The 25,164-nt window shown below is 71.0% G+C and carries 27 protein-coding genes; 17 read left to right on the top strand and 10 right to left on the bottom strand.

Features of this window, described 5'->3' with window-relative positions; all coding sequences use genetic code 11:
- The first annotated feature begins 49 nt into the window (after positions 1-49).
- On the top strand, positions 50-676 hold the full coding sequence (locus ABD785_RS05510; protein WP_344822809.1) for an HD domain-containing protein: 627 nt from the start codon (positions 50-52) through the stop codon (positions 674-676).
- Here ABD785_RS05510 and ABD785_RS05505 read toward each other — a convergent pair.
- Positions 621-899, bottom strand: a complete 279-nt coding sequence (locus ABD785_RS05505) for a DUF4031 domain-containing protein (protein ID WP_344822807.1) — start codon at positions 897-899, stop codon at positions 621-623. The genes ABD785_RS05510 and ABD785_RS05505 overlap by 56 nt on opposite strands.
- A gap of 26 nt (positions 900-925) precedes the next feature.
- On the opposite strand from ABD785_RS05505, the gene ABD785_RS05500 reads away from it, so the two are divergent.
- From ABD785_RS05500 to ABD785_RS05480, 5 genes are all read left to right on the top strand, one after another.
- On the top strand, positions 926-2,302 hold the full coding sequence (locus ABD785_RS05500) for a dipeptidase (protein ID WP_344822805.1): 1,377 nt from the start codon (positions 926-928) through the stop codon (positions 2,300-2,302).
- 43 nt (positions 2,303-2,345) lie between these two features.
- Positions 2,346-3,242 (top strand): NAD(+) diphosphatase, encoded by an 897-nt coding sequence (gene nudC / locus ABD785_RS05495; protein ID WP_344822803.1) that lies wholly within the window; start codon positions 2,346-2,348, stop codon positions 3,240-3,242.
- Positions 3,243-4,304, top strand: coding sequence for an alginate lyase family protein (locus ABD785_RS05490; RefSeq protein ID WP_344822801.1), 1,062 nt, complete (start codon positions 3,243-3,245; stop codon positions 4,302-4,304).
- A 79-nt stretch (positions 4,305-4,383) separates the two neighbouring features.
- The gene (locus ABD785_RS05485) at positions 4,384-5,001 is read left to right on the top strand and encodes an RNA polymerase sigma factor (protein ID WP_344822799.1); all 618 of its coding nucleotides are present in this window, start codon (positions 4,384-4,386) and stop codon (positions 4,999-5,001) included.
- Complete coding sequence (locus tag ABD785_RS05480; protein ID WP_344822797.1) at positions 4,998-5,579, top strand: hypothetical protein; 582 nt, start codon at positions 4,998-5,000, stop codon at positions 5,577-5,579. The genes ABD785_RS05485 and ABD785_RS05480 overlap by 4 nt, the downstream gene beginning before the upstream one ends.
- Positions 5,580-5,665: 86 nt before the next feature.
- Here ABD785_RS05480 and ABD785_RS05475 read toward each other — a convergent pair whose 3' ends face one another.
- A complete protein-coding gene (locus tag ABD785_RS05475) occupies positions 5,666-5,926 on the bottom strand; it encodes a glutaredoxin domain-containing protein (RefSeq protein WP_344822795.1) in 261 nt (86 codons plus the stop codon).
- A 101-nt stretch (positions 5,927-6,027) separates the two neighbouring features.
- Here ABD785_RS05475 and ABD785_RS05470 point away from each other — a divergent pair, with 101 nt between their 5' ends.
- Both ABD785_RS05470 and tesB read left to right on the top strand, forming a co-directional pair.
- A complete protein-coding gene (locus ABD785_RS05470) occupies positions 6,028-8,121 on the top strand; it encodes an ATP-dependent DNA helicase UvrD2 (protein ID WP_344822793.1) in 2,094 nt (697 codons plus the stop codon).
- A 37-nt stretch (positions 8,122-8,158) separates the two neighbouring features.
- Positions 8,159-9,022 (top strand): acyl-CoA thioesterase II, encoded by an 864-nt coding sequence (gene tesB / locus ABD785_RS05465; RefSeq protein ID WP_344822791.1) that lies wholly within the window; start codon positions 8,159-8,161, stop codon positions 9,020-9,022.
- Between the two features lie 64 nt (positions 9,023-9,086).
- Here tesB and ABD785_RS05460 read toward each other — a convergent pair whose 3' ends face one another.
- A complete protein-coding gene (locus ABD785_RS05460; RefSeq protein WP_344822789.1) occupies positions 9,087-9,995 on the bottom strand; it encodes a hypothetical protein in 909 nt (302 codons plus the stop codon).
- A gap of 271 nt (positions 9,996-10,266) precedes the next feature.
- Between ABD785_RS05460 and ABD785_RS05455 the strand changes: the two genes are divergently transcribed.
- From ABD785_RS05455 to ABD785_RS05445, 3 genes are all read left to right on the top strand, one after another.
- On the top strand, positions 10,267-10,590 hold the full coding sequence (locus tag ABD785_RS05455) for a hypothetical protein (protein ID WP_344822787.1): 324 nt from the start codon (positions 10,267-10,269) through the stop codon (positions 10,588-10,590).
- Between the two features lie 121 nt (positions 10,591-10,711).
- The gene (locus ABD785_RS05450) at positions 10,712-11,005 is read left to right on the top strand and encodes a WhiB family transcriptional regulator (protein WP_425547733.1); all 294 of its coding nucleotides are present in this window, start codon (positions 10,712-10,714) and stop codon (positions 11,003-11,005) included.
- Positions 11,005-11,286: a hypothetical protein gene (locus tag ABD785_RS05445; protein WP_344822785.1), complete on the top strand. Its 282-nt coding sequence runs from the start codon at positions 11,005-11,007 to the stop codon at positions 11,284-11,286. Before ABD785_RS05450 ends, ABD785_RS05445 begins: the two co-directional genes overlap by 1 nt.
- 112 nt (positions 11,287-11,398) lie before the next feature.
- Here the strand turns inward: ABD785_RS05445 and ABD785_RS05440 are convergent, their stop codons facing one another.
- Positions 11,399-12,733 (bottom strand): ABC1 kinase family protein, encoded by a 1,335-nt coding sequence (locus tag ABD785_RS05440; protein ID WP_344822783.1) that lies wholly within the window; start codon positions 12,731-12,733, stop codon positions 11,399-11,401.
- A 246-nt stretch (positions 12,734-12,979) separates the two neighbouring features.
- Between ABD785_RS05440 and ABD785_RS05435 the strand changes: the two genes are divergently transcribed.
- On the top strand, positions 12,980-13,543 hold the full coding sequence (locus ABD785_RS05435; RefSeq protein WP_344822781.1) for a M48 metallopeptidase family protein: 564 nt from the start codon (positions 12,980-12,982) through the stop codon (positions 13,541-13,543).
- Entirely contained in the window at positions 13,540-14,109 is a 570-nt protein-coding gene (locus ABD785_RS05430) for a hypothetical protein (protein WP_344822779.1), read from the top strand. Before ABD785_RS05435 ends, ABD785_RS05430 begins: the two co-directional genes overlap by 4 nt.
- Here the strand turns inward: ABD785_RS05430 and ABD785_RS05425 are convergent.
- The 5 genes from ABD785_RS05425 to ABD785_RS05405 all read right to left on the bottom strand — a co-directional run bounded on the left by ABD785_RS05425 (position 14,106) and on the right by ABD785_RS05405 (position 18,602).
- Positions 14,106-14,882: an ABC transporter permease gene (locus ABD785_RS05425; protein WP_344822777.1), complete on the bottom strand. Its 777-nt coding sequence runs from the start codon at positions 14,880-14,882 to the stop codon at positions 14,106-14,108. The genes ABD785_RS05430 and ABD785_RS05425 overlap by 4 nt on opposite strands.
- The gene (locus ABD785_RS05420; protein WP_344822775.1) at positions 14,879-15,856 is read right to left on the bottom strand and encodes an ATP-binding cassette domain-containing protein; all 978 of its coding nucleotides are present in this window, start codon (positions 15,854-15,856) and stop codon (positions 14,879-14,881) included. Before ABD785_RS05420 ends, ABD785_RS05425 begins: the two co-directional genes overlap by 4 nt.
- Before the next feature lie 146 nt (positions 15,857-16,002).
- Complete coding sequence (locus ABD785_RS05415; RefSeq protein WP_344822772.1) at positions 16,003-16,668, bottom strand: PadR family transcriptional regulator; 666 nt, start codon at positions 16,666-16,668, stop codon at positions 16,003-16,005.
- Between the two features lie 54 nt (positions 16,669-16,722).
- Positions 16,723-17,256, bottom strand: a complete 534-nt coding sequence (locus ABD785_RS05410; protein WP_344822770.1) for an NUDIX hydrolase — start codon at positions 17,254-17,256, stop codon at positions 16,723-16,725.
- 17 nt (positions 17,257-17,273) lie between these two features.
- Entirely contained in the window at positions 17,274-18,602 is a 1,329-nt protein-coding gene (locus tag ABD785_RS05405) for a zinc-dependent metalloprotease (protein WP_344822767.1), read from the bottom strand.
- 89 nt (positions 18,603-18,691) lie between these two features.
- Between ABD785_RS05405 and ABD785_RS05400 the strand changes: the two genes are divergently transcribed.
- From ABD785_RS05400 to ABD785_RS05390, 3 genes are all read left to right on the top strand, one after another.
- Positions 18,692-19,750, top strand: coding sequence for an NAD-dependent epimerase/dehydratase family protein (locus ABD785_RS05400; protein WP_344822765.1), 1,059 nt, complete (start codon positions 18,692-18,694; stop codon positions 19,748-19,750).
- Positions 19,751-19,934: 184 nt separating this feature from the next.
- A complete protein-coding gene (locus ABD785_RS05395) occupies positions 19,935-20,375 on the top strand; it encodes a molybdenum cofactor biosynthesis protein MoaE (protein WP_344822761.1) in 441 nt (146 codons plus the stop codon).
- 21 nt (positions 20,376-20,396) lie between these two features.
- Positions 20,397-21,533, top strand: coding sequence for a YlbL family protein (locus tag ABD785_RS05390; protein WP_344822758.1), 1,137 nt, complete (start codon positions 20,397-20,399; stop codon positions 21,531-21,533).
- Positions 21,534-21,553: 20 nt separating this feature from the next.
- Here the strand turns inward: ABD785_RS05390 and ABD785_RS05385 are convergent, their stop codons facing one another.
- Positions 21,554-22,045 (bottom strand): PPA1309 family protein, encoded by a 492-nt coding sequence (locus tag ABD785_RS05385; protein ID WP_344822756.1) that lies wholly within the window; start codon positions 22,043-22,045, stop codon positions 21,554-21,556.
- A 113-nt stretch (positions 22,046-22,158) separates the two neighbouring features.
- On the opposite strand from ABD785_RS05385, the gene ABD785_RS05380 reads away from it, so the two are divergent.
- A complete protein-coding gene (locus ABD785_RS05380) occupies positions 22,159-25,131 on the top strand; it encodes a UPF0182 family membrane protein (protein WP_344822753.1) in 2,973 nt (990 codons plus the stop codon).
- Positions 25,132-25,164: the final 33 nt, after the last annotated feature.

Here is a 25,164-nt window from a genome sequence, read left to right as displayed (position 1 = left end):
TTCCCTAACCTTATCGAGAGTGCCTTCCCTCTCGTGGGATATTGACCGCATGGATCTGGTGGAGCGCTGGACGGCACTGGCGGGCGAGCAGACCCGGAGGCTCGGCGAGGAACTCCTCGCACGGTACGCCGAAGAGCACCGGAAGTACCACACGATCGAGCATCTGGAGGCGGTGCTCGACCTCGTCGACGAGCTCGCCGGCGACGCGGACGACCCCGACGTCGTCCGGCTGGCGGCCTGGTTCCACGACGCCGTCTACGACCCGAGCCGCGACGACAACGAGGAGCGCAGCGCGATCCTGGCCGAGCGCATGCTCGGCGACACCGACCTGGAGCCCGAGCGCACCGCCCGGGTCGCCGCGCTGGTCAGGATGACCAGGACCCACGCCCCCGAGGACCGCGACGGGCGCGTCCTGTGCGACGCCGACCTCGCGATCCTCGCCGCCGGGGCGGAGGACTACGCCGCGTACACGGCGGCCGTCCGGGAGGAGTACCACTTCGTGCCGGAGGAGTACTTCAGGGCCGGGCGCGCCGCGGTCCTCGACCAGCTCCTCGGCCTGGGCGAGCTGTTCCACGGCCCCACGGCCAAGGCCCGCTTCGAGGAGCGGGCCCGCGCCAACCTCACGGCCGAGCTGGCCCTCTTGCGAACTTCGGACGCCGCAGGCCCGACGACCTGAGCAGCCCGAGCAGCTCCTGGCAGGAGACCTCGTGGGCACCCAGCCGTACCGCCTCGGCGTAGGCCTCTGATGGAATGTCGTAGTGGTCGCGCTCAAAGGCGCGGCCGGGTGCGCCCAGCCGAGCCGCGAACCCGTGCAGCTCGGCGAACGACACGTCACTGATCACATGTGACCAGAGCCGTCCCCGTGAACGCCAGATCGGCGGATCGATGTAGATGGCCACGGGGACAGAGTGCCATGGAGGAATCGATGGAGATTCGCGAGTACGTCGCCGGGCAGCGCGAGGACTTCCTCGCCGACCTGATGGAGTGGCTGAGGATCCCGTCCGTGTCGGGCGATCCGGCCCACGCGGGCGACGTCCGGCGCTCGGCCGAGTGGCTGGCCGCGCATCTGCGCGGGATCGGGTTCCCGCATGTGGAGATCATGGAGACCGGCGGGCTGCCCGCGGTCTTCGCCGACTGGCCCGTCGCGGACGCGCCGAAGGTCCTGGTCTACGGGCACCACGACGTCCAGCCGGGGGAGCCCGCCGAGGAGTGGGAGACCAGCCCGTTCGAGCCCGTGGTCCGCGGGGACCGGCTGCTCGGCCGCGGCACCTCCGACGACAAGGGCCAGATCTTCATGCACACCCTGGGGCTGAGGGCGAACCTGGAGGCGCGCGGCGCGGACGCTCCGCCCGTCCATCTGAAGTTCCTGTTCGAGGGCGAGGAGGAGTCGGGGTCGATGCACTTCCCGGCGCTGCTCGAGGCGAACAGGGAGAAGTTCGCCTGCGATCTCGTCGTGATCAGCGACACCACGATGTGGGGCGCGGACACGCCGTCGATGTGCACCGGGATGCGCGGCCTGGTCGAGTGCGAGATCGCCTTCTTCGGCCCCGACACCGACCTGCACTCCGGCTCGTTCGGCGGCGCGGTGCCCAACCCGCTGCACGCGATGGCCCGCCTGGTCGCGGAGCTGCACGACGACGGGGAACGGGTCCGGCTCGACGGCTTCTACGACGACGTCATCGAACTGTCGGACGAGGAGCGGGCGCTGTTCGCCAAGCTCCCCTTCGACGAGGCCGCCTGGCTGCGGACCGCGGGGAACAGCGGCGCCGCCCACGGCGAGGCCGGCTTCACCACCCTGGAACGCGTCTGGGCCCGGCCGACCGCCGAGGTCAACGGCCTGTGGGGCGGGCACACCGGCCCCGGCGGGAAGACGATCATCCCGAGGTCCGCGCACGCCAAGATCTCCTTCCGCCTGGTCGCGGGTCAGGACCCGGACAAGGTCGCCGCGTCGATCGAGAGGTTCGTCGCCGACCGCGTCCCCGCCGGGATCCGGGCGAACGTCGTCTTCCCCTCGGGCCGGGTCAGGGCCTGCCGGTCGGCGATCGACGATCCCGGCGTCCTCGCCGCGCGGCGGGCGATGGAGCGGGCGTTCGGGACCGAGGTGCTGTTCACCAAGGAGGGCGGCAGCGGCCCCGAGGCCGATCTCGCCGACATCCTCGGCGCGCCCCTGGTCTTCCTCGCCGTCGGGCTGAACGAGGACCGCATCCACGCGCCGAATGAGAAGGTCGAGATCCCGCTTCTCCTCAAGGGCGCCGAAGCCGTGGCCTACTTGTGGGACGAACTCGCGATGCCGCGTGGTTGAACCCGGAGTGGGCGAACGAGGAGTGGCAGAACAGAAGGTGGACATGACGCTCGGGTGGCTGGCACTGGCGAGGGGCGCGTTCGACCGCGTCGCCGAGCGGCGGCGTGACGAGGACTGGGTGGCCGCGGCGTGGGCCGGATCGAGGGTCCTCGTCGTGGACGAGCGCGGCCGGGTGCCGGTGCGGATGGACGACCGGGTCGAGCTGGCGTTCGTCGCCTCGCGCGAGGCGCCGAAGGGCGCGCGGTACCTGCTGGGCGTGGACGAGGACAAGATCGCCTACTTCGCGGTGCCGTCGGCGCTCCCCGAGGTGCAGGGGACCGAGCCCGCCGACCTGCGCCGGGTCGGGGCGCTCCTGGACGATCTGCACTCCGGGCTGATGACCCAGGCGACCGCGCTGGCGTTCTGGCACGCCACGCACCGGTTCTGCCCGCGCTGCGGCTCCGAGACGAAGGTCATCGCGGCGGGGCACGTCCGGGTGTGCCCGCAGGACGGCGCCGAGCAGTACCCGCGCCTCGACCCGGCGGTGATCATGCTGGTGGAGGACGGGGACGAGCGCGTCCTGCTGGCCCGCGGGACGGGCTGGCCGGAGCGCAGGGCGTCGGTGCTGGCCGGTTTCGTCGAGCCGGGCGAGTCGCTGGAGCAGGCGGTCGTGCGCGAGGTGTACGAGGAGGTCGGGGTCAGGGTCGAGGACGTCCGCTACCTCGGCAGCCAGCCCTGGCCGCTGCCCCAGTCGCTGATGCTCGGCTTCGTCTGCCGGACGTCCGATCCGGCGCTCACCCTCGATCCCGCCGAGATCGCCGAGGCCCAGTGGTACTCCCGCGAGGAGCTGAAGGCCGCGACCCTCGCCGGAGACCTCCTGGTCCCCGGCAAGGTCTCGATCGCCCGCCAGCTCCTGGAGCACTGGTACGGCGGTGAGCTCCCCGGAAGCTGGGGCCTGTAGGTGCGTGATCCGCTGGTTCTGCTCACGGAGCGCGCCGACGGGCTGCTCGGGAAGGGGCCGTGGAGCGTCACGGCCAAGCCGGGGCCGCCACCGGGCGGGGACGTCCACGACTACCTCAGTGCCGCGCCCTACTGGTGGCCCCGTCCCGGAACCCCGGACGGCCTGCCGTACGTGCGCCGTGACGGCGTCCGCAACCCCGCCGCGGCGACGGCCACCGACCACGCGGCCCGCGGTGCGATGTTCACCGCGGGCCACGACCTCACCCTGGCCTGGCACCACACGGGCCGCGCCCGGTACGCCCGCCGGGCCGCCCTGGTCCTGCGCACCTGGTTCCTCGATCCGGCCACCCGGATGAACCCGAACCTCGACCACGCGCAGATCGTCCCCGGGCGGGAGGGCGGCAGGGGAGCGGGCGTGATCGACTTCTCCCAGCGCTACGCCGACGTGCTCGCCGCGGTGGCCGTCCTCGACGCGGGGGCGCCCGGCTGGACCGGGAGCGACCGCGACGGCATGCGCGCCTGGAACTCCGCCTTCCTGGCCTGGCTGCGCGGCGGCGCGAACGGCCGGGCGGCGGCGGCCGCGGCCGGGAACCACGGCTCCTACCACGACCTCCTGCTGGCCGCCCTGGCGCTGGCGACCGGCGACGGGGCCCTGGCCGCCGCGACGGTGGCGGCGGCCGGAACCGGCCGCGTCGACGTCCAGATCGCCCCGGACGGAGCCCAGCCCCTCGAACTCGCCCGCACCCGGAGCTGGCACTACTCGGTGTTCAATCTGGCCGCCCTCACCCACCTGGCCCGCCTCGGCGAGGGTCTCGGCGCCGATCTCTGGCGGCACCGGACCCCGGGCGGCGCGACGCTGCTGAGGGCCGTGGACCTGCTCGTTCCCGCGGCCACCGGCGCCGCGCCCTGGCCGCGTCCGGAGTCCTCCTTCGACCCGTCGGCGGCCACCGGGGTGGTCCGTGCCGCCGCGGAGACGGGTGATCCCGTCGCGGCCGCGGCCGTCCCGCTCCTGCGGCGGCCGCCCGGCGACGTCTGGCCGCTGCGGCTGCCGGACGTGACCTAGCTCACACATGATGGGTGTGACATAGCGGGACGGGTGGGGCGCTTCACCTACGCTGGGACCCCCATCTTTCGGACAGGCCTTGAACGACCCAGACCCGAGCACCTCCGAAGAGGAGCTGGCGGAGCACATCCTCCGCGCCCAGAAGGGCGACGAGGGCTCCTTCTCCGTGCTCTACACGCGAACCCAGCCCAGGGTCCTGCGCTACCTGCGGCTGCTCGTCGGCGACGACGCCGAGGACGTGGCGTCCGAGGTGTGGCTCCAGGTCGCCCGCGACCTGCGCGGCTTCAGCGGCGACGGGCCCGGCTTCCGCGGCTGGACCGCCACGATCGCCCGCAACCGCGCCATGGACCATCTGCGCAGGGTCAGACGCCGGCCGTCGGTGCCGGTGGAGATCGACCGGCTCGTCTCCCTGGTCGGGGCCGAGGACGCCTTCGAGTCGACCCACTCCATCGACGCCGCGATCCGCCTCATCGGCATGCTGCCGCGCGACCAGGCCGAGGCCGTCCTGCTCCGGGTCGTCCTCGACCTGGACGCCGAGAGCACGGCCCGGGTGCTCGGCAAGCGTTCCGGGGCGGTCCGCATGGCGACCTCCCGCGGGCTCAAGCGGCTGGCCAAGATCCTGGAGAGCACCGGGGAACATCGGCCTCCCGCACGGGTGACGCGCGTGACCGCCGGTGCGCTTGAGGACAGGACATGAGCACGCCGAGCGAACCGAACCTGGCCCGCCTCCTCGACGTGGCGGCCGCCGACGGCCGTCCCGGGGAACTGGCGGGCCACGACCGCGCCCTGGCGGCGTTCCGGGCGGTCCACCACCGGCCGCCGAGGCGCCGCTTCAAGCGCCCGGTCCTGGCGGCCCTGGTCGCCGCGACCCTGCTCGGCGGCGCCGGGATGGCGGCCGCCACCGGGGACCTGCCCGGAACCGGCCACGGTTCGGGGCCCCACCGCAAGCCGCCGTCGCCGTCACCGGCGCTCCGTCACAAGTCGGCCGCGCCGGTTCCGCGGACCGCGGTGCCGCCGCCCCCGGCCGGGACGAACCTGACCGACCTGTGCCGGACCCTGCTGCGGCCCGGCACCCGTGTCCATGACCTCCGCGCCGCCCGCGCCCGGCGGATCAAGGCCTTCAGGACCCTGTCCAAGGCCGCCGGCGGCCATGACAGGATCCGCCGCTTCTGCGAGGGGCTGATCGGCCCGACTCCCCTGCACGACACCCGCGGCCACGATCACCGCCGCGACGATCCGCGCGACCGCGGGGACCGTCCCACGCCTGCCTGGTGAAGGAGCTCCGGAGGGAGCGGCGCCGCCCTCCGGAGCCTCACCGGCATGCGGAGGCCCCTGCCGGGGCGGGGGCCGGAGCGGACGGGTCAGGCGCCGATGAGGGCCTTGAGCGTCTTGGCGCTGGGGTTGGTGAGGACGTGCTCGGTGCCGTCCTGGGCGATCGCCACGACCGTCGGGACGGTCTGGTTGCCGCCGTTGACGCTCATCACGAACCTCGCGGCCTCGTCGTCGCGCTCGATGTCGATCTCGCGCATCGCGATGCCCTCGCGGGCCAGCTGGGACTTGAGGCGCCTGCAGTAGCCGCACCACTGCGTGGTGTACATGGTGAGCTGGCCTGTGGCGTTCATGGTTTCTGAGTCCTTACGTTGCGCGGTGATCGAGACGACCTAGGAGGAACGCCGGGGTGCGTTCCGGCATTCCTGTCGGTGGTCGCTGCGAGACTAGGGGAATGGACGCACGCGGGGTGTTGGCGGGACTGGACCCGGAGCAGCGGGCCGTGGCCGAGGCGGTGCGCGGCCCGGTCTGCGTGCTGGCCGGGGCCGGCACCGGGAAGACCCGGGCGATCACGCATCGGATCGCCTATGCCACCCTGACGGGGATCGTGGCCCCGCAGCAAGTCCTGGCGGTGACCTTCACCACCCGGGCCGCCGGCGAACTGCGCGGGCGGCTGCGCGGGCTGGGCGCCCCGGGCGTGCAGGCGCGGACCTTCCACGCGGCCGCGCTCAAGCAGCTCCTGTACTTCTGGCCCCGCACGGTCGGCGGGGAACCACCGCGCATCATCGACTCCAAGGTGGCGCTGCTGGCCGATGCGGCCAGGTCCTGCCGGATGTCGCTCGGCCGCACCGAGCTGCGCGACGTCGCCGCCGAGATCGAGTGGGCCAAGGTCACCCAGACCCGCGCAGAGGACTACGCGGCCGCCGTGGTCAGGACCTCGCGCAAGCCGCCGCGTGACGTGGTCGACATCGCCCGGCTGTACGTCATGTACGAGGAGCTGCGACGGGAGCGGAACCTTCTCGACTTCGAGGGGATGCTGGAGCTGACGGCCGCCCTGCTGCTCGACTACCCGGAGATGGCGCGGGCCGTCCGCGACCAGTACCGCTACTTCGTCGTCGACGAGTACCAGGACGTCAACCCGCTGCAGAAGCTGCTGCTCGACTGCTGGCTCGGAGACCGCAAGGAGCTGTGCGTCGTCGGCGACCCCAGCCAGACGATCTACTCCTTCACCGGGGCCACGCCGGGGTTCCTGATGAACTTCACCGCGCAGTACCCCGAGGCGACGGTCGTGAAGCTGGTGCGCGACTACCGGTCCACGCCGCAGATCGTCCATCTGGCCAACGAGATGCTGAAGCGCTCGAAGAACCGGCTGGAACTGATCGCCCAGCGTCCCGACGGCCCGGCCCCCGCCTACGCCGAGTACGACGACGAGCTCGCCGAGGCCGAGGACACCGCGCGCAAGGCCGGAAAGCTGATCGACGAGGGCGTCCCGGCCAGGGAGATCGCCGTCCTGTTCCGGATCAACGCCCAGTCCGAGGCGTTCGAGCAGGCCTTCGCCGACGCGGGCGTCCCCTACGTGCTGCGGGGGGCGGAGCGGTTCTTCGAGCGTCCCGCGGTCCGTGAGGCCGTGGTGCGGCTGCGCGGCGCGGCCAGATCCGGCTCCGACGCCGAGCTGGACGGCCTCGGCCTCATCCACCAGGTGCGCGCCGTGCTCGCGGGCAGCGGCTACACCGAGAAGGCCCCCGAGGGGCGGGGGGCCGTCCGGGAGAAGTGGGAGTCGCTCGCCGCGCTCGCCCAGCTCGCCGAGGACATGGCCATGGCCGACCCCGACGCGGGCCTGCGCGAGTTCGTCGCCGAGCTGGAGGAGCGGGCCGCCGCCGCGCACGCCCCGCCGCTGGAGGGCGTCACGCTGGCCTCGCTGCACTCCGCCAAGGGCCTGGAGTGGGACGCGGTGTTCCTGGCGGGCCTCACCGACGGCACCCTGCCGATCATCTACGCCGAGACCCCCGAGCAGGTCGAGGAGGAGCGGCGGCTGCTGTACGTCGGGATCACCCGGGCCCGGGAGCATCTCACCCTCTCGTGGTCGCTGGCCCGCTCGCCGGGGCAGCGCAAGAACCGGCGGCCGTCCCGGTTCCTCGACGGCGTCTCGCCGCGGACCTCCACCCCCACCCCGCCGCGTGTCGAGCGGGCCGCCAGGAACACCCCCGGCCGGGGTCCGCAGCCGTGCCGGGTGTGCGGACGGTCCCTCCAGGCGGCCGTCGAACGCAAGCTCGGACGCTGCCAGACCTGCCCGGCCGACGTCGACGAGGCCCTGCTGGAGGCGTTGAAGGAGTGGCGGGCCGCCACCGCGAAGACCGCCAAGGTCCCCGCCTACGTGATCTTCACCGACGCCACTCTCCAGGCGATCGCCGAGCGGAGGCCGTCCACGGAGGGGGAGCTGGTGGGGATCGGCGGGGTCGGCAAGCGGAAACTGGACCAGTTCGGCGAGGCGGTCCTGGCCCTGTGCGCGGGTGAGAGCCCCGGCGAGATCTTCGTCGACGGCCCCTGATGACGCGGATCCGGCTGCTCTTTGCCAGACTGGCAGGGTGAACGACGCCCTGAAGAACCTGCTGGACATCCTCGACCTGGAGCAGATCGAGGACGACATCTTCCGCGGACGAAGCCCGGAGGACCGCCAGCAGCGCGTCTTCGGCGGCCAGGTCGCCGGCCAGGCCCTGGTCGCGGCGGGCCGCACCGTCCCGGTCGCCCGCCAGGTCCACTCCCTGCACGCCTACTTCATCCGCCCCGGCGACCCGCTGGTCCCGATCGTCTACACCGTCGACCGGGTCCGCGACGGCCGCAGCTTCACCACCCGCAGGGTCGTGGCCGTCCAGCACGGCAAGGCGATCTTCACCCTGAGCGCCAGCTTCCAGGTGGCCGAACCGGGCCCCGAGCACATGTCCCCGATGCCCGAGGCCCCCGCCCCCGAGACCCTCCCCCCGGGCCGCGACCGCCTGGCCAAGATCTTCGGCGAGAAGATCGCCGACGAGTACGCGGGCCGCCGCCCCTTCGACCTCCGCCACGCCACCCCCCTGACCTGGGAGGCCGTGGGCAAGCCGGAACTGGCCACCCCGACCAGCCTCGTCTGGCTCAAGGTCACCGAAAAGCTCCCCGACGACCCCCTCCTCCACGTCTGCCTCATGACCTATGCCTCCGACATGACCCTCCTCGACACCGTCCTCCTCAACCACGGCCTGGCCTGGGGCGACGGCCGCACCATCGGCGCCTCCCTCGACCATGCGATGTGGTTCCACCGCCCCTTCCGGGCCGACGACTGGCTCCTCTACGCCCAGGAGACCCCGAACGCCGGCGGCGCCCGAGGCTTCGCCCGAGGCCAGGTCTTCACCCGCGAAGGCGACCTCGTGGTCAGCGTCGTGCAGGAGGGCCTGGTCCGCGTCTCCGACGCCTGACCGGTGCCTTCCGCACGACGGGCCGCTGTCCGAGGAATGGAGCATGCGCCGCTGGGCTTCGGGGTCAGGGGTGGAGGGAGTGGGCGGCTTCGAGGGCGGCGGTGAGGGTGGAGCGGAGCGCCTGGTCGAGGAGGGGGGTGGGGGTGGAGAGGTGGGTCAGGTGGGGGAGGGAGGTGTCGTGGCGGGCGGTCTCGGCCAGGAGGTCTCGGGAGCGGTGGTCCAGGGCGGCCAGGTGGGGGGTGTTGAGGTGGGCGCGGTAGGCGGCGTCGGCGGAGCGGACGAGGGTGGCGTAGTGCTCCAGGGCCTCCACGCGGCGGAGGACCGCGGTGGTGGCGGTGTCGAGGTTGCTGCGGTGGGAGGCGGTGATCCGGGTGCGGAGGGCGTCGTCCATGCCGTCGGTGGCCTCGGCCAGCTGGCGCAGGATGCAGGAGACCTCGCTGAGGGTCACGGCGATCTCCCAGAGATGGTGGGGGAGGATCACGGCGTTGGCGGTCGAGTCGAGGAGGTGGTCGCGTTCGACGGCCGAGTTCTCGATGAGGTCCACGGCCGCCTGGGCTCGGGTCATCAGGTCGCGGGGGGCGCCGGGGAGGAACTCGTGGGGGAGGCGGTAGCGGCCGTGGTGGGCGCGGAAGAGGTTCGCGAGTTCGCGTTCCCTGCGGGCTCGGCGGTAGTCGCCGGAGATCAGGCGGACCGGGGGAAGGGCCAGCGTGACGACCGAGGCGATGAGCCAGGTCACCAGCGACAGGACGAAGAGGACGCTCCAGAGCGTTTCGTCGGACTGGGCGAAGAGGATGATGCCGCCGAAGGCCGTGCCGCAGGTGGTGAGCAGCCCGCGCATCTCCCGGGAGACCCGGCGGCGCCGTGGCGGCTCGGGGGGCGGCAGGTGGGAGGCCCGGAGATGCTCCGGATGGGCGAGCATGATCTCGCGCTTGCTCCTCGGCACTCCTGGATCGAAGACCGTTCGCACCGTCATGTCCCCATGATGCAGGTAGGCCCCGGCGCGTTCCCAGGCCTAACGCGAAGGGTTCTTGTCTGGTCATGAACCGCGAGGCGTGCGACAGTTGTCTTGGATGCGGGGAAGGTCGGCTTCGTTCTGGCGAAAGCCGGTGGGATCCGACACAAAATCGCAGGTCATAAATAACTTGCCTGTGATTGAGAGCTTCTCGTAGGCTCATCGCAGCACTGAAGACAGGCGCGTGTCCGGAGGACACGAAGCCGCGAACTGAGAAGGAGGTGGCGAAGTGGTGAGCATGATCAACAGGGCGGTCGGCGTGAACAGGACCGACAAAGAGCTGAACCGCATTGCCGCCTTCGCCACGGGTTCGCCGGCGTATCTGCCTGCCTTCGATCTCTTCCTCGGCGGCGGCGATGCCGCATGGCCGTGCGCCACCGGAGCGTTCATCGCGCCGATCGCGTCGACCGTGCAGGGCGGGAGTGGCTTCAACGGAATGATCATGGAATCCATGGTCGGTGCATTGAAGCCGCAGAACTCCGTCCGGACGACCGTCCAGGCCAAGAAGCGCCACGCCGAAACGCTGGCTCCGTACCCCTGGAGGCCACCGGCTTAACAGCCGGGAGAGCCCCCAGGCCGCGGATCCAGATTTCGGATCCGCGGCCTTCGTGTTTTCACAGGCCATGTTCCACCCCTACACACGACACCGACGTTGAGATCCAACGAGAGGACCGAGGGTGAACCTCATCCAGGGGCTCGAGCCGACCACCATCAGCTTCGACGACCTGCCCTGCCGTACCGACCCGGAGATGTTCTTCGCCGAGTCCCCGACCGATGTCGAGCTGGCCAAGTCGCTCTGCGTGGACTGCCCTGTCCGCAAGAGCTGCCTCGCCGGCGCGATCGAGCGGCGCGAGCCGTGGGGCGTCTGGGGCGGCGAGCTCTTCGTCCGCGGCGAGATCGTGGCCCGCAAGCGGCCGCGGGGCCGTCCGCGCAAGAACCCGGCTCCGGCCGGGACCGAAGTGGCCGCCTGATGCGCGTCGAGACCAGCACCACCGCCGACCTGCGGGCGACGGCCCCCATGCCGTCGCCCGTCCCCCCGAAGGAAGAGAAGATGAGCTTGCTCAGCGTGGAAATCAGCCGTGAACGAATACAGGCCCTGGAAGAGGAGATCGCCTCCCTCCAATGGGCCGCCGAGATCCGCCGCAACCGTCGCGAGACCCTCGCGAAGGTCGTGTCGGACACCAGCCGCGCGACGCGCCAGGAGGCGGGGATCACTCTCCGCCGCGCGCGCCGCATCCTGCTCCGCCGGTAATCTGACGGCCTCTCCCGGCTTCTAGGGATGGTTTCCGGGAGAACAAAGGCCTCCCGGCAGAGCGAGAAAGCGGGGTCCCCGTCCACTGGGGGACCCCGCTTTCAGTGTCGCGTCATTCCTCTTCCGACGGCCCTTCAATGGCGTCGTCGGCGAATCCGGGAACCCATCGGATCGCCTCCGCGCGATAGGCGCCCTCGGCCTCGAGCTGGCAGAGGACGCCCGTTCCCAGGGCGATCGTGCGGTGCACGAGAACGTAGTCGTTCGGCAGGTCGAGAAAGCGCACGACGTTGTTCGGCCGCAGATCCGTCACCCGGACGGCCTGATCGCGCAGCCATTCGCGGCTGAACTTGAACGTGTCGGAGATCAGCGGGACGGCCAGCGGCTCGATGAACGCGGCCAGATCCTCGGCGTCGATCTCCACTCCCGGCCTGACCATGCCCTCGGCCTTGCACGCGGCGAGGATCTGGTCGGCGTCGCCGAGCGTCCCGATCCGCATCAGCCGGCCGATCTCCTTGTGGAAACCGCCCTCGATCCGGTCGACGGCGCCGAAGTCGATCACGCCGAGCCTCCCGTCGTCCATCAGCCGGAAGTTGCCGGGGTGGGGGTCGGCGTGCAGGTGCCCGCAGCGGGCGGGCGCGGAGAACAGGAAGCGGGAGAACAGGATCCCGGCCCGGTCCCGCTGCTCCTGCGTGCCCGAGGTGATGATCTGCGACAGCGGCGTCCCGTAGATCCACTCCGTCACCAGGACGTTCCCCGACTGGGCGACGACCGCGGGGACCAGGAAGTCGGGATCGCCGGCGAAGGCCTCGGCGAACGCGCTCTGCGAGGCGGCCTCGACGGTGTAGTCGAGCTCCTCCCGGACCCGGACCTTCAGCTCCTCGAGGATGTTCTTGATGTCGGCGCCGGGGAACAGGACGCCGAACATCTTCCCGACCCGCGCCATCTGGTTGAAGTCGCCGATGATCGCCTTGCCGGCGCCCGGGTACTGGACCTTGACGGCCACCTCGCGCCCGTCCTGCCAGACGGCCTTGTGGACCTGGCCGATCGAGGCGGCCGCGGCGGGTTTGTCGTCGAAGCTCTGGAAGAGGTCGCGCCAGTCCGCTCCGAGGTTCTCGGTGAGCACCCGGTGGACGGTCGTCACCGGCATCGGCGGCGCCGCCTCCTGGAGCTTGGTCAGGGTCGCCCGGTAGGGCCCGGCGATCTCGGGCGGAAGCGCCGCCTCGAAGATCGAGAGCACCTGGCCGAGCTTCATGGCCCCGCCCTTGAGCTCGCCGAGCACCTTGAACAGCTGCTCGGCGGTCCGGGTCTGGATCTCCAGCGCCACCTTCTCGGCGGACCTGCCGAAGGTCTTCTTGCCGACTCCGAGGGCCGTGCGCCCGGCGAAGCCCAGAGGAAGGGTGGCCAGCTTGGCGGTGCGCGTCACCGCGCGGAGTGGAAGATCGCTCACGTGGGTCATTGTCCGTGATATCGGGTCGTTCTCGCCACAACCACCCGTGATTAATGTAAGTGATTGTTTACGTACCCGGGTGATGACCTGCGTGTTCACGGACGAGGTGGCCGATCTCACGTGGGTCTCCCGGGCCCCGGGGCCTGTGGACAACCCCTGGGGATATCACCATATAGCTGGACTTGACCTGCGAAAACCTCCCGTCCACCCCTGTGGAAATCGCAAAGTTTGGGCTACGGTTGGCCCGTGCCCCCGAACGTCGAGGTTCGCCGCAGCGCCCGACGCCGCAGAACTGTTTCCGCTTATCGCGAAGGCGACAAGACGATCGTCCTCCTGCCCTCGAGCCTCTCCCAGGCCGAGGAGGAGTACGAGATCGCGAGAATCCTGGAACGCCTGGAGGGCCGCGAGCGAAGGCGTCGCGCGCCCGAGGCGGACGAGGATCTCCTGGACCGCGCGATGGGCCTCTCCCGCCGCTACCTGAACGGCCGGGCCAGGCCCAGCAGCGTCCGGTGGGTGGACAACCAGCGCAGCCGCTGGGGCTCCTGCACCCCCGACGACCGCACGATCCGCATCTCCTCGATGCTCAAGCAGATGCCGTCCTGGGTGGTCGACTACGTGCTGATCCACGAGCTGGCGCACCTGCTCGAACCGGGGCACAACGCCGCCTTCTGGAACCTCGTCGCGGCCTACCCGAAGACCGAGCGGGCCCGGGGCTACCTCGAGGGCGTGGCCGCCGCCGCCAATCTGGGCACCGCGGAGGACTTCCACTCGGGCGAGCCCGCCGAGATCGACTTCGGGGCCACCGGTTGAGGTTCGCCGCCGTCCTGGCCGCCCCGCACGCGGCCGCCCCGCCCGGCGTCGACCCCGAGGCCTACCGTGACGCCCTGTTCGAGGACGTCTACGAGGTGATCCACGCCCTCGATCTCGTCCGTCCGGCGGTGGCCGCCCCCGCGGAGCTCGCCGACCTGGCGGAGTCGGTGATCTGGCCCGGCACCCCGGTGGTCGTCGCGGCGACCCCGCTGGACGCCCTGCGCGGGCTGGAGCGGCTCGGCGCGACGGAGGCCGTGGTCGTCGCTCCCGACGCCCCCGACCTGCCGGGCCTGATCCTGGGAAAGCTCTTCCGCGCCCTCGGCAGCCGGGACGTCGCGGTCTCGCCCGCCGCCGGCGGCGGCCTGGTCGCGCTGGCGGCCCGCCTGCCGCTGCCGTCCTGGCTCCCCGAGATCGCCTTCGACGATCCCGAAGCCCTGGACGTGCTGCGGAAGGCGGGCCCGGTGTTCAAGAGCCCCGGCTGGCACCGCCTGCGCACCCCGGGCGACGTCCACCTGCTGGACCCGGGTCTCGAAGGCTGGGACAACACCCGGGCCCTGCTCAGCTAGACCGACTTCTGGTAGATCCGGAAGGTCCGGACCGAGAGGGCCACGCAGACCGCCGCGAGGACCAGCAGCCCGCCGCAGCGGATCGCGACGAACCCCCAGTCGACGTCGGCCGACATGGCCTCGCGTCCGGCGGTGACCGCCCAGTCGAGCGGGTTGGCCGCGGCGGCCTTCCGCATCCAGTCCGGCATCAGCGCGGGCGCCATGAACGCCGAGGACAGGAACGTCAGCGGCAGCATCAGCATCGTGCTCAGGCCGATGATCGCCTCACGCTCCCTGACCAGCATCCCGATCGCGTTGGACAGCGACCCGAACACGACCCCGACGAGGATCGCCGCCAGGAGGATCACGGCGGGACCGGCGGCCCCGCCCGGATACCGGGCGCCGCCCGCCCAGCCCAGCAGCATGATGATCACTGCCTGGACGACGTTGGTGACGCCCAGCTCGACCACGTTGGCGTTGATCAGCCCGATCCGGCTGGCGGGGGAGACCAGGAACCGGTTGAGGGTCCCGCGCTCGATCTCCTCCATCATCCCCATGCCCGCCCACATGCTCCCCGACATCGCGTTCATCGCGACGATCCCGGGGATCAGGTAGTCGAGGTAGGAGCCGCCGCCGAAACCGGGCAGATCGACCACCCGCCGGAACAGCTGGCCGAACAGGAACAGCCAGATCACCGGCTGGACCAGCGCGATCACCAGGAACGCCGCCTGCCGCGAGACGGCCCTCAGCCGCCGTCCGGTCAGGTACCAGGTGTGGTTCAGCACGGTCGTCATCGCGACGCCCCTTCCTGCTCGGCGGTCTGGCTGTAGCGGCGGCCGGTGTGCCGGAGGTACACGTCGTCCAGCGAGGGACGGGCCACGGTGACGGCCGCGACGGCCGTCCCCGCCTCGCCCAGGGCGCCGAGGATCGACGGGACGGCGCCCGCCCCGTCGTCACTGCGGGCGGAGATCGTCCGGCCGGCGACCAGGACGTCCCGGACGCCCGGCAGCCCCGCCAGCACCGACTCCGCCAGCGGGTCCGCCGGTTCCGGCAGCTCCACCTGGACGACGTCGCCGCGCAGCTCGCCCTTCAGCGCGTCGGGGGACCCCTCGGCGACGACCCTGCCGCGGTCCACGATGGCGATCCGGTCGGCCAGCCGGTCGGCCTCCTCCAGGTAGTGGGTGGTGAGCAGGACGGTCATGCCCTCCTCCCCGGCGAGATGGGAGATCTCCAGCCACATCGCGGCCCGCGCCTCGGGATCGAGGCCGGTCGTCGGCTCGTCCAGGAACAGCAGCTCGGGCCGGTGCATCAGGCCGAGCGCGACGTCCAGCCGCCGCTGCATCCCACCGGAGTAGCCCTTGACCAGGCGATCGGCGGCATCGGCGAGGTCGAACCTGGCGAGCAGCTCGCCCGCGCGGGCCCGCGGATCGGCGACGCCGTACAGGCGCCCCTGGAGCACGAGGTTCTCCCGGCCGGTGGCCATCGGATCGCTGCCGGACTTCTGGGCGACCACGCCGATCTTCCGCCGCACCCGGCCGGGGTGCCGCAGGACGTCGATGCCCTGGACCAGGGCGGTCCCGGACGTCGGCCGCGCCAACGTGGTGAGGATCTTGACGGCGGTCGATTTTCCGGCGCCGTTGGGGCCGAGCAGCCCGAACACGGTGCCGCTCGGGACGGAGACGTCGAGGCCGTCGAGCGCCCGGACGTCCCCGTAGGTCTTGGTGAGGCCGTGGGCCTCGATGGAAAAGGGCGTGCCTGTTTCGGGCATGGGAATGCCGCTCCTTCGTCGATGGGTTCGCGGCCGATCGACGGATAAGCTGGTGCAGCGGCACCGCCGGCTCCGGCCGTGGGGTCGTGCGATCCCGGTCGCGGCGCTTCAGATCTTGGCGGAGATGGGCGCCGGGCCGGGATGTCTCAGTTCTCGGGTGCCTCCTCGTTCAGGCCGAGTTCGGACGCTGCGAAGGGGCGGTCCTTCCACTCCTCGGGGAAGCCACCGCCGCCGAAGAACGACCGCCAGGCGGACATGCCGTCGATCGTCTCCTCCTTCAGTTCGGTCAGCAGCCCGCGCACCCAGTCGGCCTCGGCCCGCTTCTGGTGCGCCGCGTACTCGACCTCGATGAGGAACAGCCGCGGCAGCCGCAGGTCGGAGATCAGGTGGTCGTAGACCTCCCGTCCCTCGGCGAGCTCCCGTTCCAGCGCGGCGAGGCGCCGCTCCAGCAGCTCGACGGTCCGGTCGGGGCCGAGGACGCCGACCAGGGAGAGCGCGCCCTCGAACGCCGGATACTCCTTCTCCGGCAGCTCGATGATCTCGCTGAGCCGCCGGTCCATGGCCTCACGGCCGGTCCCGGTGACGCTGTAGACGGTCCGTTCCGGCCGGTTGCCCGCCCGGTCGGTGCCGTCGGCCTCGACGAGGCCCTGCTTCTCCAGGTTCTGCACGACCGTGTAGAGCGACCCGTAGCGGATCTTGATGCTCTGGTCCTTGCCCCGGCTGCGCATGAGCCTGCCGATCTCGTAGGGATGCATCGGACGCTCGGAGAGCATGACCAGGACGGCCAGCGCCAGCGGGCTCAGCTTCGCCATGCTCCCACCTCCTTCGCATCCGTATATTCGCTTACGAATATACGTGACCGGCTCTCACCGGGCAAGGGCGCGCCTGACCAGGGAGTGGACCACGGAGTCGGTCTCCGGGAGATCGTCCGTGCGGAACCAGCGCAGGTCGTCCGACTCCTCGGAGATGGCGATCTCGGCGCCCTCGGGCGCGGTCACGAGGTACTGGACGTCCAGATGGAAGGAGCCCCCCGGATGGCACTTCACGGCGTGCCGGTCGAGCTGGAGGGGGAAGGGGTCGATGATCAGCCCCGAGATCCCGGACTCCTCGGTGGCCTCGCGCAGCGCGGCGGCGGCCAGCGCGGTGTCCGAGGGCTCGCAGTGGCCGCCGAGCTGCAGCCACATCTTGATCTTCTTGTGCAGCGTCAGGAGGACGTGCGTCCGCTCCGCGTTCAGCACGGCGGCGCTGGCGGTGATGTGCCCGGCGGCGCACTCCCGGAACATCCCGTCCGGATGGGCGGCGAGATGTTCCAGGAACGTGCGGCGGGTCTTCTCCTGGGACTCGTCGGGAGCGATCCAGGCGGTCAGAACGCCGAAAGCGTCGTCGTACAGCGAGGTCATGGACCTATCTGTACTACCTACTGCTCCTCGGCGGGGGGAGTGTCGTCGAGCTTCGACAGGTCGAAGTCGATCTCCGGCGGGTGGAGGAAGGCGTCGGGGTTCTCCAGGTCCTCCGCGGTGGGCAGCAGGTCGGGGTGGTCCCAGACGGCGTCGCGGCCGTCGGTGCCCTTGAGCCCGCTCAGCGACTGCCACAGCGCGGCGGCCTCGCGGAGGCGGCGGGGCCGCAGCTCCAGGCCGATCAGCGCGGCGAAGGTGTGCTCGGCGGGGCCACCGGTCGCCCGGCGCCGCCGGACGGCCTCGGCCAGCCGGTCGGAGGAGGGCAGCCGGTTGGCCGAAGCGGTCGCGACGACCTGGCCGACCCAGCCCTCGACCAGCGCGAGCAGCGTCTCGAGCCGGACCTTGGCGGCCTTCTGCTCCGGGGTCTCCTCCGGCGTCAGCTGGATCTCGCCGCCGCCCAGGGCCTGCTGAAGGGCCTCGGGGTCGGCGAGGTCGATCCCGGCGATCTTCTCCTCGAGCCCGGACAGGTCGACCTTGATCCCGCGCGCGTAGTCCTCGACGGCGCTCAGCAGGGACTGGCGCAGCCACGGGACGTGCGCGAACAGCCGCTGGTGGGCCGCTTCGCGCAGCGCCAGGTAGAGACGGACCTCGTCGAGCGGGATCTCCAGGCCGTCGGCGAAGGCCGTCACCCCGGCGGGGAGCAGGGCGCCGACGCCCTCGGGTGCCAGCGGCAGCCCCACGTCGGCCGAGCCGATGACCTCCTTGGCCAGGGTGCCGAGCGCCTGCCCGGTCTGGCCGCCGACCATCGCCCCGGCCATCTGCTTGACCATCCCGATCAGCGGTCCCGCCATCGCGGCCATCTCCGGCGGGATCTCGCCGCCGGGGCCGCCCATGGCGCCGCCCATCGCCTCGACCATGCGGGCGGCGATCGGGTCGACCAGCTTCTCCCAGACGGGAAGGGTGGACTCCAGCCACTCCGACCGGCTCCAGGCCTGCGGGGTGCGGATGCCCGCGGGCAGGGAGGTCGCCTCGTCCAGCCACAGATCGGCGAGCTGGAGGGCGTCCTTGACCTGCTTGCGCTCGGTGTCGACCACGGACGGGTCACCCGACTCGACGGCCGTGTGCCGGGCGATGTTCTTGACCATCTCCCAGTTGACGGGACGCCCGTCGCCACCGGCGCCGCCCATTCCGCCGAGCATGTCGGCGAACTGGTGGAGCATCTGGGCGAACTGCTGCATATCGCCCCCACCTGGGCCGGCCGCGCCGAATCCCATGCCGAAGGGGTCGTTGGGCTTGTCGCCGCCGTCGTCGTCCGAAGGCCGGTTGAAGCCGAAGGGGTTATCACTCATCGGTTACGCCTTAGGCTGCGAAGATAGGCCATAACCTCAAGGTAGTCGCTTTCCGAAGCGATCAAAGGCCGGGGGAGGGGGCGTTCGCCGTGAGCACAGCCGAGAAGAAGGTCATAGCCATCACCGGGGCGGCGTCCGGGACGGGCCACGCGCTGACGGCGCGGCTGGCGGCCTCGGGCGCGTTCGCCAAGGTGATCGCCCTCGACGAGGAGCGGGGCGACGTGCCGGGAGTGACCTGGCGGGTCGTGGATGTGCGGGACCCCCTGCTGGCCCAGCGCCTGTCGGACGTCGACATCCTCGTCCACACCGCCTTCGACCGGTCGCCGGACACCGATCCCAGGGAACGCCGCACCTACAACGTGCGGGCCGCGCAGACCGTCCTGGCCTCGGCGGCCGGATCCGGCGTGCAGCGCGTGGTCCTGCTCTCCTCCGCCGCGGTCTACGGCGCGTCCGCGGCCAACGCCGTGCCGCTGCCCGAGGACGCCCCGATGGCGGCCGAGCCCGACAGCAGCATCATCGGCGACCTGCTCGAGATCGAGGAGTTCGCCTCCCGGCCGCTGCACCCGTCGATGCAGATCACGACCGTCCGGCCCGCGGCCCTGGCGGGGCCCGGCATCGACACGGTCGTCACCCGCCACTTCGAGGCGCCGCGCCTGCTCACGGCCAAGGGCGTGCCGCCGCGCTGGCAGTTCTGCCATGTCGAGGACCTGGTGTCGGCGCTGGAGCTGGCCGCGCTCGGCGAGGTCTCCGGGGTGGTCGCGGTCGGCTGCGACGGCCATCTCACCGGCGAGGAGGTCGAGGAGATCACCGGCAAGCGCAGCTTCGAGCTGCCGGCCGCCCTCACCTTCGGCACCGCGCAGCGGCTGCACCGGCTGGGCCTCACCCCCGCGCCCGCCACCGACCTCTACTACGTCGTCTACCCGTGGGTCGTGGACTGCGCGCAGCTCCGCGCCGCGGGATGGAAGCCCGCCCACGACAACGCCTCCACCCTGAGGGCCCTGCTCGCCGAGTCGACGGGCCGCCATGCCGTGGTGGGCCGCAGGGTCGGCGGCAAGGAGGCCACGATGGCGACCGCCGCCGGCGCGACCGTCGCGGTCATCGGCGCCGCCGCGGCCGTCCGCAGGGCCCGCAAGAAGCGGCGCATCTAGGGGCTGTTTCAAAGCCACCTGCCCTACTACGCGACGCCCAGGCACGCACCTCACGGGGTTGTCGTCGGTCGCCGCCCCAACCAGGCCGACTCCCTCCTCCGCCCCCGCGAGGCACGCACCTGGACGCCGCTCGCCACGGGCGCCGACTTTAAAACAGCCCCTGGCAGAAGGTAGGTTCAGCCCCGTGACGGTTATCAGACTCGCCGAGATCCGTGACGTCGAGCTGTCGGTCGACGAGGTCGTCGCCGCGGTGAAGGACGCCTCCGCGGGCGGAGTGGCGTTCTTCGTCGGCCAGGTCCGCGATCACGACCGGGCGCAGGGCGAGGAGGACTCGCGGGCGGTGACGCGGCTCTCCTACAGCGCGCATCCGACCGCGCAGGAGCAGCTCCGCGAGGTCATGGAGAAGATCGCCGCGGACTTCCCCGTGCGGGCGCTGGCGGCCGTCCACCGGGTCGGCGACCTGGAGATCGGCGACCTCGCCGTGGTGGTCGCCGCGGCCGCGCCGCACCGGGCCGAGGCGTTCGCCGCCTGCCGCCGGCTCATCGACGATCTCAAGCACCAGGTTCCGATCTGGAAACACCAACTGTTCGCCGACGGGGAGTCCGAGTGGGTCGGGGCCTGCTGATCGCGGAATAGGCTTGCGCGCATGGTCACCGAGATCCCCACGTCCTCGAACCCGGAGAACCCGGAGAACCCCGAGGGCAAGACCGGCAGGCTGCCCCACCGCAGGGCCCTGACGCTCTCCGTCACGAGCGTGCTGATCCTCGTGCTGGCCCTGATCGCCTCGATCATGCACGTGCCGTACGTGTCGCTGCGGCCGGGACCGACCATGAACACCCTCGGCGTCGGCGAGGACAAGAAGCCCCTGATCACGATCACCGGGCATCCGACCTTCCCCGACGACGGCCACCTCAACTTCACGACCGTCGCCTACACCGGCGGCCCGCAGAACCCGCTGGACCTCTTCGGCGCCCTGCGCGACTGGTTCAACCCCGACCGCGCGGTCGTCCCCCAGGAGACGATCTTCCCGAAGAACGAGACGGTCGAGCAGGTCGAGCAGGAGAACGTCGCCCAGATGGTCGACTCCCAGCAGACGGCCGTCGCGGCGGCCCTCACCCAGCTCAACCGCAAGAACGGCGAGAAGACGGAGCTGAAGACGGTGGCCGCCGTCGCCTCCGTCCAGCCCGGTCTGCCCTCCGACGGCAAGCTCAAGCCGAACGACGTGATCGTCTCGGTCAACGGGGTGAAGATCGTCGAGGCGGGCGACGTCGTGAAGACGCTCGCGTCCAAGAAGCCCGGCGACAAGGCGACCGTCGTGATCGAGCGCGACGGCAAGGAGCAGACCTTCGACCTCACGATGGCCCAGGGCAAGGACGGCCGGGCGGTCATCGGGATCACGCCCGGCGTGAAGTACGTCTTCCCGTTCGAGGTCAAGATCAGCGTCGGTGACATCGGCGGCCCGAGCGCCGGCCTGATGTTCTCCCTCGGCATCTACGACCTGCTGACCCCCGGCTCCCTCACCGGCGGCCGGTTCATCGCGGGCACCGGCACCATCGACGTCGCCGGGAAGGTCGGCCCGATCGGCGGCATCCCGCAGAAGATGATCGCCGCGAAGAAGGCGGGGGCCGTCATGTTCCTGGTGCCCCCCGGCAACTGCGCCGAGGCGCTCGGCGCGGCGCCCAAGGGCCTCAGGCTCGTGAAGGCCGAGACCCTCGACAGCGCGGTGACCTCGCTGGAGAAGGGCGCCGCCGCCACCGACCTGCCCCGCTGCACCGCGGAGTAGACCTCGGGAGCAGATCTCGCTCAGTCGTCGGGCAGGAGGGTCTGGGAGAGCGCGTCCGTCAGGTCGGGCACCAGGTCCTCCGCCGACAGCAGTTCGTCCTCGTGCCGGCGGATGCGCAGCACCGCGTGCCGCTGCCCGTCGCGCAGCACCCCCACCACGATCTTCAGCTCCTCGTGCAGCGGGTGCGCCGTCGCCCACGCCACCGCGTCGCCGTCCTCGGGGATCTGGTCCTCGACCTCCGGCGGGAGCGTGACCCGCACCATGGCCAGCGCGCACCCCTGGACGGTCTCCGGCCAGACGATTCCGGAGAGCATCGCGCCGATGTCGCCCTCGGGAAGTTCGCCCTGGTCGACGGCCGTCAACGTGTCGGACTCGTCGAGCCCCAGCGTGCTGGCCAGATCCGGCTGGACCCGCAGCAGCTCGGCGGTCTCCACCAGCGCGAACATCTGCGGCTGGGTGTCCCAGCCCACCTGCTGCTCGATGCTCTTCACGGCCTCTTCCAAATGCGTCATGAGTTCATTGTTCCGCTGTTGAAGCGGTGGTTCGATCGGGAACCGGCGCGGTTGTCGATAAGTTGCCTATGCAGTGCTCGTAAAAGCGTCACCCCTACGAATCGGAGGGAAGCGTGAGCTTCCGAACCCCAGGCGGCCTCGGCAGGCGCATCCCGGGCAGCAGACCCAGGCTGCTGGCCCCCGTGCTGATAACTCTCGCGGTCCTGGTCGCCCTGTACTTCGTGTTCGCGGGGATCTGGACTGATCTGCTCTGGTACCGCTCGCTCGGCGGCGGCTTCTCCGGGGTCTACAGCAAGCTGCTGTGGACCAAGGTGATGCTGTTCTTCGGCGGCGGCCTGCTCATGGCGGCGGCCGTCGCGGCGAACATGATCATCGCCTACCGGTTGCGTCCCGCCTACCGGCCCGTCTCGGTCGAGCAGCAGGGCCTGGAGCGGTACCGCAACGCGATCGACCCGCATCGCAGGCTCGCCGCGATCGGGCTGCTGGCCGCGATCGCCCTGTTCACCGGCCTGTCCTCGGCGGGACAGTCGGGCACCTGGCTGGCCTTCATGAACCGCACCCCGTTCGGGGTGAAGGACGCGCAGTTCCACATGGACGTGTCGTTCTACGTGTTCACCTATCCGTTCCTGCGGCTGCTGCTGGGCTTCCTGTTCGTCATGGTCGTCCTGTCGCTGCTGGTGGCCGTCGCGGTGCACTACCTGTACGGCGGGCTGCGGCTCCAGGGTCCCGGCGACAAGGCCAGCCCCTCGGCGCGCGCCCACCTGTCGGTCCTGGTCGGATCGTTCGTGCTGCTCAAGGCCGTCGCCTACTGGTTCGACCGGTGGGGGCTCGCGTTCTCCGAACGCGGCAAGGTCACCGGGCCGTCCTACACCGACGTCAACGCGGTCCTGCCCGCCAAGACGATCCTCGCGGCCATCGCGCTGATCTGCGCGATCCTGTTCTTCGTCAACATCTGGCGGCGCGGGATGATGCTGCCGGGCGTCGGCTTCGGGCTGCTCGTCCTGTCGGCGATCCTCGTCGGCGGCGTGTACCCGCTGCTCATCCAGCAGTTCCAGGTCAAGCCGAACGAGCTGGCCAAGGAGTCGCCCTACATCGCCCGCAACATCGAGGCCACCCGCAAGGCCTACGGGGTCGACGGCGTCCAGGTGCAGGACTACACGGCGTCCAAGACGCTCACCAAGGACCAGGTCGACCAGTACGGCAAGACGCTGCCGAACGTCCGGCTGCTCGACCCGATGCTGCTGTCGCCGACCTTCAAGAACGACCAGCAGCTCCAGGGCTTCTACAACTTCGCGAACCCGCTGGACATCGATCGCTACCCCAACGCCAAGGGCGGCAGGGACGACACGCTCGTGGCCGTCCGCGAGCTGACCACCGCGCCGGGCACCGCGCCCGGCTGGGTCAACGAGCACCTGACCTACACCCACGGCTACGGATTCGTGTCCGCGCCCGGCAACGAGGTGAGCCCCGAGCGCAAGGGCCCGGTCTACAACCAGTTCGGCATGCCGCAGGACTGCCAGCCGAAGGACAAGGCGGGCAAGTGCAGCCTGACCGTCACCCGGCCGCAGGTCTACTTCGGTGAGCGCTCGCCCCAGTACTCGATCGTCGGCGACCACGACGAGCTCGACTACCCGACCAGCGCGGTCACCCGCTACACCGGCAACGGCGGCGTCCCGCTCGGGTCGTTCGTGAACCGCCTCCTGTACGCGACCAAGTTCAAGGACCGCAACATCCTGCTGTCCGGCTCGGTGAGCGACCGGTCCCGCATCCTCTACGACCGCTCGCCCCGCGACCGCGTCCAGAAGGCCGCCCCCTGGCTGACCGTCGACAGCGACCCGTACCCGGTCGCCGCCGACGGCAGGCTCGTGTGGGTCCTCGACGGCTACACCACCTCCTCCGGCTTCCCCTACTCCGAGCGGCTCAACCTCCAGGAGACGACGCTCGACAGCAACAGCGAGCGGCCGTCCGGGGTCAAGCAGACCGGCGGCGACGTCAACTACATCCGCAACTCGGTGAAGGCCACGGTCGACGCCTACGACGGCACGGTCACCCTCTACACCTGGGACGAGAGCGACCCGATCCTCAAGACCTGGAAGAAGGCCTTCCCCGGCACCGTCAAGGACAAGGGCGAGCTGAAGACGGCCTACAAGGGCGAGCTCTACCCGCACCTGCGCTACCCGGCCGACATCTTCAAGGTCCAGCGCGGCATCCTGTCGCGCTACCACGTCACCGACGCCCAGTCGCTGTACAGCGGCCAGGACAACTGGCAGATCCCGGACGACCCGACCTCCAACGGGGGAACCGAGCCGCCCTACTACCTGACGATCCAGATGCCGCCGGGCAAGGGCCAGACCAAGATCGGTGACCCGGGCTTCTCGCTGACGACGACCTACCAGGCCAAGAACGGCACCAACCTGACCGGCTACCTGGCCGTGGACAGCGTGCCGGAGAGCGGGCAGTACGGCCAGCTCCGGCTGCTGAAGGTGCCCCGCGAGGTCGCGATCAACAGCCCCGGGCAGATGCAGAACGCCTTCAAGGGCAACCCGACCGTCGCCAGCAGCCTCAACCGGCCCGCGGGCAGCACCACCCAGGTCGTGTACGGCAACCTGCTGACGATCCCGTTCGGCGGCGGCTTCCTCTACGTCGAACCGGTCTACCAGCAGAGCACGAGCCCGCCGCAGTTCCCGCTGCTCGGCTCCGTCCTCGTCTCCTTCGGCGACAAGATCGGCTTCGCGCCGACCTTCAGCGAGGCACTCCAGCAGGTCCTGTCCGGCGGAGGCAAGGTCCCGCCGACCGAGGGCAGCGGCGACACACCCGCACAGCCCACGGCGCCGTCCGCGGGCATCCAGGCGCTGATCGACGACGTCAACAACGCCTACAAGGAGGCCCAGACGGCCCTGAAGAACCAGGACCTGACGGCCTACGCCGCCGCCCAGAAGAAGCTGGGCGAGGCCATCCAGAAGCTCGTCGCGGCCCAGAATGCCCAGAAGACGGGCACCCCGGCCACGACCCCGTCCACCCCGGCGTCCACGGAGCCGCCGACCGCACCGACGACCTCCGCCAGCCCCTCGGCCACTCCGAGCTAACCGATTTGCCCAAGCGGCCCCACCCCCGTAAGC

The organism is Actinocorallia longicatena, assembly GCF_039534125.1.
Classification (GTDB): Bacteria; Actinomycetota; Actinomycetes; order Streptosporangiales; family Streptosporangiaceae; genus Actinocorallia; species Actinocorallia longicatena.
The sequence above is the reverse complement of the archived record's forward strand: the minus strand, read 5'-3'. Positions and strand labels throughout refer to the sequence as shown.